The sequence below is a fragment of the Methylobacterium phyllosphaerae genome, from assembly GCF_001936175.1.
In the GTDB taxonomy this organism is placed as follows: Bacteria; Pseudomonadota; Alphaproteobacteria; order Rhizobiales; family Beijerinckiaceae; genus Methylobacterium; species Methylobacterium fujisawaense.
The window spans coordinates 2,222,101-2,234,976 of the sequence record NZ_CP015367.1; the positions used below are offsets into that span (position 1 = coordinate 2,222,101).

Below are 12,876 nucleotides of genomic sequence, written 5' to 3' on the forward strand. Positions count from 1 at the left end.
CTGCGGATGTGGCAAGTCTGTCTGCCGCCGGACGCTTGCCCGGCGCATATCCGCCGGTCAGGAGAGCCCGCACCGGTCCGTCGGGCGCGGCCTGGTGTCTGTCCGGCGCATCCGGAGCGTTTTGAGGGAAGAAGCGTGCTGCGTCCTGATCTCGTCTCCCGTCGTGCCCCGCGTCTGCGGCACAGCGATATCCCCCATGTCTCGCGAACCGAGGCCTGAACGCCCGATGCCGAACGGGTACAACGCCCCGATGGAGATGCTGGCGCGCAAGCTCGACAGCATCGCGCGGATTGCGGATGCCGACCGCGAGGCGCTCCTCGCGCTGCCCCACACCGTCCGGAACCTGCCCGCGCGCCACGACATCGTCCGGTTCGGCGACAGGCCGAACCAGAGCTGCCTCGTCCTTCAGGGCTGGGTCTATCGCTATTCCGCCCTGGCCGAGGGCGGACGCCAAATCCTGTCGTTCTACATCGCGGGCGACCTTCCGGACCTGCAGAGCCTCCATCTGCACCGGATGGATCACAACCTCGCCACGCTGACGTCCTGCGTCGTGGCGCTGGTCGCGCATGACGACCTGCGTGCGGTTCTCCTGAAGAATCCCGGTCTCGCCGCCACCCTCTGGCGCGACAGCCTGATCGACGCCGCGCATTACCGCGAGCGGATCACCAGCCTCGGGCGGCGGCAGGCGCTCGGTCGCGTCGCCCACATGTTCTGCGAGCTCTATCTCCGGCAGAAGGCGGTCGGGCTGACGCGCGGCCTGAGCTGTCCGCTGGCGCCCAAGCAGTCCGAACTCGCGGACTCCCTAGGCCTGACGAGCGTCCACCTGAACCGGGTTCTGCGGACGCTCCGGGGCCGCGGGCTCGTCACGCTGGGCGGCGGCATTCTGACCATCGAGAACTGGGACGCGCTCGCCGAAGTCGCCGAGTTCGACCCCACGTTCCTGCACCTCGCGAACAACGCCGCCCCTGCGCACCCGACCGTCGAGACCGTCTAGGGCGTGGGGCCGCCTCAGGCGGCCTGGGCCAGCGCATCCCGTGCGGCCAGCACCTCGTCGGTATGGACATCGAAGCGGATCAGCTGCGCGGCACCGAAGCTCGTGGTCAGGGCGCAGTCGGTGGCGTCGCGGCCGCGGGCCATGACGATGCGGCCGATCCGGGGCCGGTTGTGGCGGGCGTCGAACGTGTACCAGCGCGGTCCGTCGGGACCGTGGAGGTAGACCTCGAACCACGCGGAGAAGTCCATCGGCGCCGGATCCTTCGGCACGCCGATGTCGCCCAGATAGCCGGTGGCGTAGCGCGCCGGGATGTTCATGCACCGGCACAGGGCGATCGCCAGATGCGCGAAGTCCCGGCACACGCCGACGCGCTGCGTGTAGCCGTCGAAGGCGGTGCGGGTCGCGTCGGCCTGCTGGTAGTCGAAGCGCAGGCGGTTATGGGCGAAATCGACGATGGCCTGGACGCGCGCCCAGCCCTCCGTCGTGGCGCCGAACAGCGACCAGGCCGTCTGCGAGAGCCTGTCGGTGTCGCAGTAGCGCGAACCCAACAGGAAGGTCAGGACGTCGTCGGGCAAGTCCTGCACGGCGATCTGGCGGGCGTCGGGTGCCTGGTCGTCCGGCCGGCCGCTGTCGGCGATCGTGAAATCAGCCGCCATGGTGATTCGTCCACCCGGCGCGACGAGGCGCGTGCAGACGTTCCCAAAGGCATCCACGTGCTGCCGGGCCACCACCGGAGGATCGAAGGTGATCACCTCCGGGGTCACGAGGTCGTGCCTCAGCTCCGGGCGGACGTTGAGCAGCAGGTTCATCGGCGTCGGGCCGAACGTGTCGAACGCGATCGAGAAGCCGGTGCGGATATGCATCGTCGAGGACCGAATGGTAGGTCGCTGTCCGGCGCTGCCGGAGATCGAGCCGATAACAGTACAGGGCCCTACAAGCCGCGAGGCGACCTCAAGTTCCGTCGGAGATGCCCGCCGAGCGTCGTCGACCTGCCCGAATATTCGGCACGGTTCGGCGCAGGCCGAGGCCGCGCGACCCCGCTGCGCGCCCTGAAGCGCTCCCCGGGCGGGGCTGCCCGGCGTCGCGCCATGTTGCAACGCACAGGGCGCCCTCGTATCCGGAGCCGCTTCGAACCCAAGGTCGTCCGGCCGCCGCCGGGGGGCCTGCTGCCAGACGATCCATGCCCATGACGCCCGACAAGCTTTCCCTGCCCAAGGACAAGATCCGGGTCTTGCTGCTGGAGGGCATCAACGACAGCGCCGTGGCACTGATGCGGGCCGCCGGCTACACCAACCTGACCCGGCTGCCGAAGGCGCTGGACCGGGAGGCCCTGCACGAGGCGCTCCAGGGCGTGCACATGGTGGGCATCCGCTCGCGGACGCAACTCGACGCGGCCGCCTTCGCGGCGTCGGACCGGCTCCTGGCGGTGGGCTGTTTCTCGGTCGGCACCAATCAGGTCGATCTGGAGGCCGCCCGGCATCGGGGCATTCCGGTCTTCAACGCCCCCTTCTCGAACACGCGCTCGGTGGCGGAGCTGACGATCGGCGAGATCGTGATGCTGCTGCGCCGGATCGTTCCGCGCTCGGTGGGCGCCCATGCCGGCCGCTGGGACAAGTCGGCGGCGGGCTCGCTGGAGGTGCGCGGCAAGACGCTGGGCATCGTCGGCTACGGCAACATCGGCACGCAGCTCTCCACGCTCGCCGAAGCCATGGGCATGCGGGTTCTGTATTACGACCACACCGACAAGCTGCGCCACGGCAACACCGAGCCGACCGAGACGCTGCACGAGCTTCTGGGCCAGAGCGACGTGGTCTCGCTGCACGTGCCCGAGACGGAGGCCACCGCCAACATGATCGGCGCGGCCGAGATCCGTGCGATGAAGCCCGGATCCTTCCTGATCAACAACGCCCGGGGCACCGTGGTCGATCTCGAGGCTCTGGCGGCGGCGCTGCGCGACGGCCACCTCAAGGGCGCCGCCGTCGACGTCTTTCCGGCGGAGCCCGGGTCCAACGCGGAGGCCTTCGTCAGCCCCCTCCAGGGACTCGAGAACGTGATCCTCACGCCGCATATCGGGGGATCGACCGAGGAGGCTCAGGAGCGCATCGGCTCCGAAGTGGCGCGCAAGCTCCTCGACTATTCCGATATCGGCTCGACGGTCGGCGCCGTGAACTTCCCGCAGGTGCAACTCCCGGCCCGCCCGACCGGAACGCGCTTCATCCACGTCCAGCGCAACCTGCCCGGCATGCTCGGACGCCTCAACGGCGTGTTCTCCCGCGGGCAGGTCAACATCGCCGCGCAGTTCTACCAGACCGACGGCGAGGTCGGGTACGTGGTGCTGGAGACCGACGCCACCGACGCGGATGCGGAGGCGCTGCTCGCAGAGATCCGCGCCATCCCGGGCACGATCCGCGCCCGCCTGCTCTACGAGCGGCGCTAGCCGGAAGGACGCGCCTCGCGGGACCGGCGAGCCTGTGGGCTTTCAAGCGTGCGGTAATTTACGCGGCGCGCGTGAACGCGGCCGATCTTGCCGCGTTCGTCTTGCGCGGCCAAGCTGGCCGCTGTTCAAGTCGCAAGCGGCATGATCGACGGCCTCGACCGATCGAGCGCCCGGCCGGCGGAGGAATTGCGGTGACGAAGCGTGTAGCATGGGCATGGGCCGGACTCGCGCTCGGCATCGCCGGGACGGTCTCGAGCGTCTCCGGCGCGTCGGCGGATTGCCTGCGGCGGGTCTACAATCGATCGAACCTGGTCCTGGTCGCCCGCCAGGATGGCGGGCCGCCCGCCACGCTGTTGCCCGGTCGGTCGCTGCCGATGCGGCTGTCACGGCCGGGCCAGATCGACATCACGGGCTATTGCGGGATGCCGGGCGCGGGTGCGGGCCCGGTTGTCCAGCGGACCTTCGACTATGAGGCGGTCCTCGACCGCTGCTTCGTCCGGTTCGGGGGCGACTTGTTCGTGCCGCAACTGGGGCGCGGCTTCATCGGTCTTCAGGAGACGGCTCCCTTTACAGTGAACAACCCGCGGCAGGGCGACATCGTTCTCGGACCCGCAGTCGGATCCGCATGCCCGGTGCCCGGGCCGGCCGTTCTGAGCCGGCGCGGCTGAGCCTCAGAGGTAGTGCCGGAACACGACCCCCGTATCCGCGGAAGTGCCGGGTTGCGGGGGCGAGGCCGGCCCGATGAAGGGGCTTGCGAGGCGCAGGGCCACAAGGCCGAGGGCAGCCAGCGCCGGGGCGATCAGGCGGAACGGGCGAGCGAGCATGGACGCCTCCGTCGCGCCGCCGGTCTCGCCTGCAACGTGCATGCGGATCGGAGCGCATGTGAAGCATCGCACCTTACGGCCGAGCTGAACGTGCCGAAGCGCACACGGGGCGCGTCGAGACCGATCCCGGCGCGTCGGAGCCTGGCGCCCGGTGCGGTGACGGTCCGACGATTGCGTCCACCGGGTCGCTGGCGTGTACACCGATGCACTCCTATGCTGCCCGGTGTCGGGGGCCGCCGGGAGCCGCGCTGCCAGGGCCGCGGTGGCGCTCCCCGGGTGGAACCGACTGCGTGAACGAGGACGCGCGTATGCTGACCCAGACAGGCAACTCGATTCTCCGAGGCGATCTCGGCGTCGAGGAGACCATCGAGTCCGACAATATCGTCCGCTGGGACGGCGAGCGGCTCTATGTGGAGCAGGACGTCTATCACAACGGTCAGCTGGTCCACCGCAAGTACCGCCGCACCGTCACCGAGCCCGTCGCCCGCGTGCTGTGGGCGATCATCAATCGCGCCAAGCAGTGAGCGCCGGGGCAGGAGCGGATCGGATGCGTTCGTTCGGGCGGCCTTCCTGACGCTTCCGCCCGTATCGCTGCAAAGTCGGGGGCCGCGGTCGAGCACCATCCGGGCCGGGCCGATGGTTTCGTGCCTCGCATCCGAATGGGGAACGGGATTCGACGCCGTGCGCGGCGCGGCCGCTGGCGCCGCGCGGTGCCCAGGGTCTCTCAGGGGGGGCGTATAATCCCATATCGCGGCCCCTGCGTTCCAAACAGTCTCTAGTTCTTGACGGGGCTGAAGCGACGCGCTCTTGCTGATTTCGTCCAGTGACAGTGGCTCTGGGTCGCGCCAGAGTTCTGCGCCCCTGCGAGTTCAGAATTTCATTCGGTCCATGCTGGCAAGATCACTTCTCAACCGCTGGTCGATCTTCGCGTTTAATGTGCTGATCGCGTTGCCGCTGACGCTCGCGCTTGTCGAGGTCGCGATCTTGCTCTGGGGCGCTGGATTTCAGCATCACGCCACGATTCACGAGGCCGGGCATCTGATCGAGGGGATGGGCGTGATCCTGATCGGTTGGGGCGTGGTGCTGGAAGAGCGGCCTGGCGTGAGCCATCTCCTCGGCGGCCTTCCGACCGAGGATCCCGATCGCGAGGCGGCGATCGACGCGCTTTGCCACCATTGCGGCCTCGCCCTGCTGGTGCTGGGGCTCGTCGCCGAGATCCTCGTGCAATGCGTCGAGGTCCCCGACCACATCATCAATACGGACCGGATCGAGCGTGTCGTCCTGACCGGCGGGGCCGTCTTCCTGGCGCTCGGCCTCGCCACGCTGGCGCGGCTCTCCGCCGGTCTCGCGGCGTTCCGCGCGCCAATTCCCCTGGACCCCGAAGGCTCCCTGCCTGAGGCGGGGCCGCGCTGAGAGCCCTGAGCCCGACGATCGGTCCGGCTCTCTGCGGGAGATGGTGCGGCTTCTAGGCTGCGACGGCAGCCTCCGGTTCGACGAGGGTGAGATGCGACGGTCGCAGCACGTCGAGGCGCTCGTGCGCGTTGTCGAAGGCGGCCCGGATCGTCGTGCTCGCGTCCTCGACGGCAACCAGGACAGCCAGTTTCTGGGCGCTGGCGCGGTCGGCGACGCTGCGGGCGGCCGCGATCAGCGACTGCTCCAGGCCGAGAAATTCCGCCTCGGCATCCCGTCCCGCATCCCGCGCGGCCGATGCAAGACGGTCCAGTACGGCTTCCAGGGCATGGCGCAGGACAAGCGTCCGCACGCGCTCCTGCAGGAGCGCCCTCTCGTCGATCTTCATCGGAATCGGTCCGCGTTGGGGAACACGGCCAAGCTCTCATACTTCGGCTCACCGTGCAGCCACCTTTTTGCAACAGAGCAATACTGTCTCGTGCGCCGGGCGCGCGGCGCGTTCACCGTTTCGTCGGCGAGATCATGCAAAGTTGTTCTGCAATCGTGTGTCGAGTATTTGCGCATCCTGAGAATCGAAAGCGCTGTCTCGATCACTTCATGGCGCAAAATTGCGCGCATCGAGGTGCGCTTGGCCGTTCGAATACCTCCGATGCACCGGGGGCGTTGTCTCCCGCGAGGGGGCGATGACGCCGCCGCGACGGGGCTGGGGGCGGCCGGCTGCCGCTCAGTACGGCGTGCCGCGCTGGCGCCGGTCCCGCAGGGCCTCGGCGTGCCATTCGAGTTCGTCGAGGAAGCGGTTGGCCGCCGTCGTGATCCAGGGCTCGGCAGGAATGCCCTGGCTGTCGATGGCTTTCTGGAGCCGCGGGATCGGCAGGAGCGAGGGGATGCTGGACATGCCCATCTCGGCAAGCATCGCCCGCAATGCCATTGCCGCCCGGACGCCGCCGAACTGACCGGCCGAGTAGCAGCAGATGGCCGACGGCCGCCAGAAGTACTCTTCCAGGAAATGGTCGAGGGTGTTGGAGAGCGCGGGCGGGACGCCGTGATTGTACTCGGCCGTGACCACCAGGAAGGCGTCCGATCCGCGGAAGAGGTCGGCGAGGCGCTGCAGGGGCTCCGGCGCGGTGCCGGCCGGATATTCCTTGTACATCCGGTCGAGGAGCGGGAGCTTCAGCTCGGCGGGGTCCACCAGCGGGGCGGCGTGGCCGCGCGCCTCGAGTTGCGCAATCAGGAACTGCGCGGCGCGGTTGCCGATGCGGTCGGTGCGGACGCTACCGAGAATCACGGGGATGGTCAGGGGCATGGCGATCTCCGGTTCCCCCGATCATGCCAGAGGCCGGCGGACCACTCCAGACGCCAGGCGATCCCGGCCGGGTCAGGCCTGGGTGCTGCTGGTGAGTGCAGCCGCCATGCCCACCGGGCCGCCCGTCGCATAGGCGGCGATCGCCTTCGTCACCTGTTGCAGGAAGGATTGCAGGCCGTCGCCGCTGCCGGTCGCCGACGCGGCATCGGCGGTCGCCGTCGTACCCGCGGACGCACTTGTGGACGCGCTTGTGGACGACGCGCCGTCCGTTGCGGCGCCGGTCGGCGCGGATGCCCCGCTCTGCGTCGCGTCCGACGCCGGCCGATGGCCATGGTGGCCGCGACGGTGATGGACGGGCGCCGCGCCGTCCGCGGTCGGGCTCGACGACGTGCCGGTCGCTGAGGCTTCGTCGGCATTGGCGGTGGCGTCCGCCGGTGTGGTGACGCCGCTCTGAAGGCCCATCTGGCTGAAGTCGGATTGCAGTTGCAGGAGCGACGCCATCAGATCGTTCGACAGGGTCGGTGTCGATGTGGTGCCGGTCGTCTGCCCGGTGCTTCCGGTAGCCTGGGTGGTGGTTGGATCCTGGCCCGCCGTGGTCGAGGCACCGGCCTCGATCCGGGCCGTATTCGCCGCACGCGCCTGTCTCAGGGCGCTGACAAGATCCCGCTGGAGAGAACTGCCCGTAACCGCATTCGTCGACATGCTACGCCTCCGCGACCGCCTTCGGTTCGGGGAGGCACGGCGCATTCCAGAATTTTCCCAATGATTTCAGCGACGCTCCCGGGCCGGGGACCGGCAGGATCGGCCCAGCGGCAGATTCTGCCGATCCACCCCGCTGAGAGGGGGCGGGTCAGGTCGGTGCGGCGCGGGGGGCTGTCCGTCGACGAAGACAAGCACGGCGATCTTGATCCGCTCTACGCCCGGCTGAGCCGGGGCGCCTCCTTCGATCCCCGCCGCGGCCCGCCGACATTTCGGGTGCCGCTCCGGGTGAACGCAGCCGCCGACATGCGCGGCCGCCCCGAGACCGTCCGGTCGCGCTCGCGACCAGCATTTCGCCTTGAGCGCTGCGCGTGTCTCAGCCGTATCGACGACCGGGATCTTGGGCCGGCGCACAGACGGGCTGAAGCGGCTGCTGACGAAGGGGCCCCGAGATCCTGTCGCAAGAACGGATCGGCATCAGCGCTCAACGCCGTGCGATCCGAGAGGCGGGGCTGTGATGGGGGCTGATGGCTCCCCGAGCAGGACTCGAACCTGCGACAAGGCGATTAACAGTCGCCTGCTCTACCAACTGAGCTATCGGGGATCACGAGGGGGTCTCTACACACCGCAATGGCGGGACGCAAGGGCCTCGACGCATGATCCGCGGGCATTCCACGGCACGGCGCTCTGCGTCACAGGGCGCGGCCTGCACCGATGGCAGTCGAGCGCCTGCTATGTGGCTTTTTGGCAACATATGCGCCGGGTCCCGCCGCTGGTTTGAACCGCTCGCTCCGGCCGTCGCCGCCTGGGTCATCCGAATGTCGCGACGCGATCCTACGGGAGCGCCAGCCCGGACGACCCGGTGCGTGTCCGTTGCTATCATGCTGACCCATCACTGCCTGAACCCCCAAGACCCCTATGCGGAGCGCGAAGTGCGTGTCGCCTTCGAGTGGGCCGCCGACCGTCCCCGACTGATCGCGGCCCTCGACGAGCACGAGGCCGATATCCTGCCCGATCTCGTCGACGTGCAGCGCGACGACCTCCGCCGGGAGATCGTCGCCGCGCTCCGGATGCAGGAGCAGTCCCGCCGTCAGCCGGTCCGCAGTCCGGCCCCCGTCGCGCGGGATCGCTGACGGGTCTCGCGGCGGGCGCGCAGCCCGCCACCGGCACGCGGGCGTCCATAGGCCCGACGCGGTCCAATACGCAGCTCCAGCGCTCGCGAGATCCAGCATTCGCAGTCGTCCGGTCCGGAAGCACGCGGTCATTCTGAGTGCGTGCCGCTATCTCTGGCTATTCGTTGATAGATATCGGTCTCGATCGCCATATCAGATAATAGAGTTTGCCGGCTATATTTACCTGTTCAAAAGGAAGTGTTCGTGTATAGCTGCGCCTCGTCGTAACCCTCGCTGAAGCGGCGCGGCTCCCATGCGAATTTCACTCGGCCTCAAGCTCTCGGCAGTGATCGGATTGCTGGCCCTCGTGGCGATCGGCATCGCGGCCTTCGCCGTCCGGCAGTCGAACTGGGAGCAGGAGCGCGCCGCCGCGACGGACAGGATCTGGAATGCCGGGCTGCAGGCCGGTGCCCTGGGGCAGGCGATCGAGCACGCGGTGGTGCAGGCCACGGCCCTCTACACGGCGGAAGACACCGCGGAGGCACGGACACGCCTGTCGGCACTCCACGACGCCCTTGCGACGGTGGAGCAGGTGCGCGGACCCTTCCTCGCAGCGATGGAAGATCAGCTTCCCGAAGATCGGCGCCGGCGCTTCGATCTCTTCGTGAAGGAATTCATCGCCTACCAGACCGACACGGCCGAGCTGGGGCTGACGGTGTCGCCCAAGGCGGCCCTGATCCAGGCGACCGACGAGGCGACCGTGAAGAATCGGGAGCGCATGGTGGCCGAGATCGGCGCCCTTGGACGGGAGGTGCTGAGCCGCCTGAATGCCCGACGCGCCGGGGACGCCGTCGACCGGCGGCAGGCGCGGATCACCCTCGTGGTCGTGCCGGCGGTGGCGCTCGTGCTGGGGTTGCTCGCGGCGGTCTGGATCATCGTCACCCAGGTGCGGCGCCCCCTGCACCGTCTCAAGGATGGCATGACGGCGCTCGCCGCCAACGACCTCGGCCTTGTCATCCCGTTCACGCATCGTCGCGACGAGATCGGCGAGATGGCAGCCGCCATCGCGGCGTTCCAGACCGCTCTGATCGAGAAGCGCGACTTGGACGCGGAGGCGCAGATGCGCCGTGATCGTGACCGGATCCGGGCGGAAGCCTTGGCGACGGCGACCCATGCCTTCGAGGCCGAGACGCATCGCGCGGTCGCCGATCTCGCCGGATCGGCCGAGGCGATGCAGGCGGCCGCCGACACGCTCACCGGCAATGCCGGCGCGATGGCGTCCGAGGCCGCCATCGTGGCGGGCGCCTCCAGCCAGAGTGCCGGTTTGGTCGACAGCATCGCCAGCGCTGCCGAGGAACTCTCGGTCTCGGCCCGGGAGATCGAGGCCCGGGTGCGGCACACGAGCGAGATCGCTTCCTCCGCCCTCTCCGACACGCAGGGCCTGAAGGAGACGGTGATGAGCCTGTCGCAAGCGGCCGAGGAGATCGGCACGGTGGTCACGTTGATCCGCGAGGTGGCCGGGCAGACCAATCTGCTGGCGCTCAATGCGACGATCGAGGCCGCCCGGGCCGGTGTCGCCGGGCGCGGCTTCGCGGTGGTCGCCGCCGAGGTGAAGGCCCTGGCCGGCCAGACGGCGCTCGCAACCGACCGCATCACCGGGCAGGTCGGGGCGATCCAGGGGGCCGCAGGACGCACGGTCGGCGCGATCGGCACGATCGGCGAGACGATCGCCCGCATGAGCCTGATCGCCTCCGAAGTTGCGAAGGCCACCGATCAGCAGGGCCAGGCCAGCCAGGAAATCGCGCGGGCGATCTCCAGCGCGGCCGCGGACGCCCGGAGGGTTTCGGAGAGCGTTGCCGGTGTTCAGGCCGCCGCCGCGTCCAACGAGGCGCAGGCCGGACAGGTGCGCGGCGGCGCCGTGCGGGTCACGTCCGGGGCGCACAGTTTGCAGAAGGCCATCGAGACCTTCACGACGCAGGTCCACAGCGCATGAGCGCGCGGCGACGCTCACGCCGGAGCATCACGGCGGGATCAGCCAGGAGAGGAAGAAGAAGGATGGAGGCCTCGCCCGGAATCGAACCGGGGTGCAAGGATTTGCAGTCCTCTGCGTAACCACTCCGCCACGAGGCCTTCCTGAACGGCGTTGCCATCCGGTCCGGAGCTTGGCGGACAGCTCCGGGTGCGCGTCTCTAGCAGAGGTCGGCCGTCGCAGGCAACGGTCCTGAGCCGCCGACGTGGCGGTTCCTGTCAGCTCTGCCAGACCCGGGGCATCGCGACGCCGCGATACTGCGCCACGAACCGGGCGATGAGGCCGCGCAACGGGCCGACGGCCTCCCCGAGGGCGCGGATCGCCAAGTGACCGTTCCAGGCACTCGCGGCTGCCGCTGTTCCGGGTGCGGCGGCCCCGGCCAGGAGGGCGCGGGCCTCCTCGAGGCGCGCCTCCGCGCCGGGGGCGATGTCGAGGACGGTCGCGCAGGCGCGCGCTCCCCCGCCCACCGCCGGACGGGCGAGGAGATCGCTGATCGGGCCGTCCAGCAGAAGATCGTCGGCGTAAGCGAGCCGGCCGCCCCGGCGAATGCGCCAGGAATCCGCGAACAGCCCGTCCGTGATCCGCTCGCCCCTGGCCGCTCGGCCGAAGGCGACGACCTCCACGGCGATCAGCGCCGCACCTTCGGCGAGATCGGCCGTGAAGCGGCGGCGCACCCGGGCGCGGTCGAACAGGATGGTCTCCTGCGGCAGCCAGGCGAGGTGCGCGCCGGCCTCGAGAGCCAGGGTGTTGGCGATATGGCTTACGGGGCCGTCCGATCGGTAGATCTTCTCGGCTGCGGTGGTGGTCAGGACCAGTTCGGCGCCCGGATCGAGGGCGAGGTCGATGGCGAAGGTGTCGCCGCAGGCCACGCCGCCTGCGGTGTTGACCAGGACCGTCTCAAGCGCGCCCGTTCCCCGTGGGAATCGGAGCCGCGACGGGCCGGATTCGGCGAGATCGAGGATGCGCGTCGCGCCGCCCGGGTGGGTCGGGCCCACCCGCAGCCGGACGCGCCCGTCCGAGCGCTGGCGTGCCGGTGGGGCGCCGGTCGCCGCGGGGGGGCATGACGACGTGGGGAGGCGGTGGTCCATCAGCCGCGCCCGGCCGGCTCGATGGGGGCGGCCTCGACCGGCAGGGTGGGCCGGTCGAGAATGCGACGGCCGAACAGGCTCGCCACGAGCTCGACCAGCACCCGGGCGCTGCGCCCGCGCTCGTCGAGGAAGGGATTGAGCTCGACCACGTCGAGGGACTGCACCAGACCGGAATCGTGAAGCATCTCCATGATGAGATGCGCCTCCCGGAAGGTGGCGCCGCCCGGGACCGTGGTGCCGACGCCGGGCGCGATCGACGGGTCGAGGAAGTCGATGTCGAGGCTGACATGGAGATGCGCGCCCTGGCCCGCGACCCGGTCGAGCACCCGCCGGAGCGGCGCGACCACGCCGAATTCGTCGATCGTCCGCATGTCGGTGATGCCGACCCGCCGCGTCGTCACCAGCGCACGTTCGCCGGCATCGATCGATCGCAGCCCGAACAGGTGGACGTTGGCGGGGGACAATGGCTGCGGGACCGGCTCGGCGAACAGGCGTGGAAAGCCCGGCTCGCCGCACAGGGCGGCGAGCGGCATGCCGTGCACGTTCCCGGAGGGCGATGTCGCCGGCGTGTTGAAATCGGCATGGGCGTCGAGCCAGAGCACGAAGACGGATCGGCCATGCCGCGCACAGTGCCGCAACACGCCGTCGACGGAGCCCAGGGACAGGCTGTGATCGCCCCCGGCCGTCAACGGAAGCGACCCGGCATCGAGGGCGCCCTCGACGACCCGGGACAGGGCCCGCGTCCAGGCGGCGACGCCATCGAGCCCGCGCATCCCGGCGGGCCCCTCCGGGGCGACGTCGCCGCGATCCGTGACGCTATGGCCGAGTTCGCTGAGCGCGCGGACGAGCCCGGCCGTGCGCAGGGCCGCAGGTCCCATAAGGGCGCCGGGCTCGCTGGTTCCGACTTCGATCGGCGCGCCGATCAGCGCAATGCTGCGCGCCGCGTGGAGGCTGACTTCGCTGCTCATCCCGTCTCCATC

At 69.6% G+C, this 12,876-nt stretch carries 14 protein-coding genes and 2 tRNA genes; 7 read left to right on the forward strand and 9 right to left on the reverse strand.

The window, feature by feature from the left end:
• Positions 1-226 precede the first annotated feature (226 nt).
• Complete coding sequence (locus MCBMB27_RS09860) at positions 227-994, forward strand: Crp/Fnr family transcriptional regulator (RefSeq protein WP_043380608.1); 768 nt, start codon at positions 227-229, stop codon at positions 992-994.
• Between the two features lie 14 nt (positions 995-1,008).
• Here MCBMB27_RS09860 and MCBMB27_RS09865 read toward each other — a convergent pair whose 3' ends face one another.
• A complete protein-coding gene (locus tag MCBMB27_RS09865) occupies positions 1,009-1,857 on the reverse strand; it encodes a transglutaminase-like domain-containing protein (RefSeq protein WP_075380314.1) in 849 nt (282 codons plus the stop codon).
• A gap of 323 nt (positions 1,858-2,180) precedes the next feature.
• Between MCBMB27_RS09865 and serA the strand changes: the two genes are divergently transcribed.
• Positions 2,181-3,431, forward strand: a complete 1,251-nt coding sequence (gene serA, locus MCBMB27_RS09870; protein WP_091955054.1) for a phosphoglycerate dehydrogenase — start codon at positions 2,181-2,183, stop codon at positions 3,429-3,431.
• A 191-nt stretch (positions 3,432-3,622) separates the two neighbouring features.
• Positions 3,623-4,099, forward strand: a complete 477-nt coding sequence (locus tag MCBMB27_RS09875; protein WP_043351003.1) for a hypothetical protein — start codon at positions 3,623-3,625, stop codon at positions 4,097-4,099.
• A 3-nt stretch (positions 4,100-4,102) separates the two neighbouring features.
• On the opposite strand, the gene MCBMB27_RS30190 is transcribed toward MCBMB27_RS09875, so the two are convergent.
• Positions 4,103-4,255, reverse strand: coding sequence for a hypothetical protein (locus tag MCBMB27_RS30190; protein WP_167380413.1), 153 nt, complete (start codon positions 4,253-4,255; stop codon positions 4,103-4,105).
• A 308-nt stretch (positions 4,256-4,563) separates the two neighbouring features.
• Here MCBMB27_RS30190 and MCBMB27_RS09885 point away from each other — a divergent pair, with 308 nt between their 5' ends.
• Positions 4,564-4,779 carry a hypothetical protein gene (locus MCBMB27_RS09885; RefSeq protein WP_043351006.1) on the forward strand — a complete coding sequence of 72 codons (216 nt, stop codon included), beginning with the start codon at positions 4,564-4,566 and terminating at the stop codon, positions 4,777-4,779.
• Positions 4,780-5,062: 283 nt separating this feature from the next.
• Positions 5,063-5,668, forward strand: a complete 606-nt coding sequence (locus MCBMB27_RS09890; protein WP_236952941.1) for a hypothetical protein — start codon at positions 5,063-5,065, stop codon at positions 5,666-5,668.
• Positions 5,669-5,720: 52 nt separating this feature from the next.
• Here the strand turns inward: MCBMB27_RS09890 and MCBMB27_RS09895 are convergent, their stop codons facing one another.
• The 4 genes from MCBMB27_RS09895 to MCBMB27_RS09910 all read right to left on the reverse strand — a co-directional run bounded on the left by MCBMB27_RS09895 (position 5,721) and on the right by MCBMB27_RS09910 (position 8,271).
• Positions 5,721-6,053: a hypothetical protein gene (locus MCBMB27_RS09895; RefSeq protein WP_043352724.1), complete on the reverse strand. Its 333-nt coding sequence runs from the start codon at positions 6,051-6,053 to the stop codon at positions 5,721-5,723.
• Between the two features lie 336 nt (positions 6,054-6,389).
• Positions 6,390-6,968, reverse strand: coding sequence for an NADPH-dependent FMN reductase (locus tag MCBMB27_RS09900; RefSeq protein ID WP_043352726.1), 579 nt, complete (start codon positions 6,966-6,968; stop codon positions 6,390-6,392).
• A gap of 72 nt (positions 6,969-7,040) precedes the next feature.
• Complete coding sequence (locus MCBMB27_RS09905) at positions 7,041-7,670, reverse strand: cell wall anchor protein (RefSeq protein WP_075380315.1); 630 nt, start codon at positions 7,668-7,670, stop codon at positions 7,041-7,043.
• A gap of 525 nt (positions 7,671-8,195) precedes the next feature.
• Positions 8,196-8,271: transfer RNA gene (locus tag MCBMB27_RS09910), tRNA-Asn, on the reverse strand.
• 262 nt (positions 8,272-8,533) lie between these two features.
• On the opposite strand from MCBMB27_RS09910, the gene MCBMB27_RS09915 reads away from it, so the two are divergent.
• Both MCBMB27_RS09915 and MCBMB27_RS09920 read left to right on the forward strand, forming a co-directional pair.
• On the forward strand, positions 8,534-8,800 hold the full coding sequence (locus MCBMB27_RS09915; RefSeq protein ID WP_236952942.1) for a hypothetical protein: 267 nt from the start codon (positions 8,534-8,536) through the stop codon (positions 8,798-8,800).
• 292 nt (positions 8,801-9,092) lie between these two features.
• Positions 9,093-10,772: a methyl-accepting chemotaxis protein gene (locus MCBMB27_RS09920; protein ID WP_043345914.1), complete on the forward strand. Its 1,680-nt coding sequence runs from the start codon at positions 9,093-9,095 to the stop codon at positions 10,770-10,772.
• A gap of 63 nt (positions 10,773-10,835) precedes the next feature.
• Here MCBMB27_RS09920 and MCBMB27_RS09925 read toward each other — a convergent pair.
• The 3 genes from MCBMB27_RS09925 to rocF all read right to left on the reverse strand — a co-directional run bounded on the left by MCBMB27_RS09925 (position 10,836) and on the right by rocF (position 12,864).
• Positions 10,836-10,909 (reverse strand) — tRNA-Cys (locus tag MCBMB27_RS09925).
• Positions 10,910-11,026: 117 nt separating this feature from the next.
• On the reverse strand, positions 11,027-11,896 hold the full coding sequence (locus tag MCBMB27_RS09930) for an urease accessory protein UreD (protein ID WP_075380317.1): 870 nt from the start codon (positions 11,894-11,896) through the stop codon (positions 11,027-11,029).
• Positions 11,896-12,864 carry an arginase gene (rocF, locus tag MCBMB27_RS09935; protein ID WP_075380318.1) on the reverse strand — a complete coding sequence of 323 codons (969 nt, stop codon included), beginning with the start codon at positions 12,862-12,864 and terminating at the stop codon, positions 11,896-11,898. Before rocF ends, MCBMB27_RS09930 begins: the two co-directional genes overlap by 1 nt.
• Between the last annotated feature and the right edge of the window lie 12 nt (positions 12,865-12,876).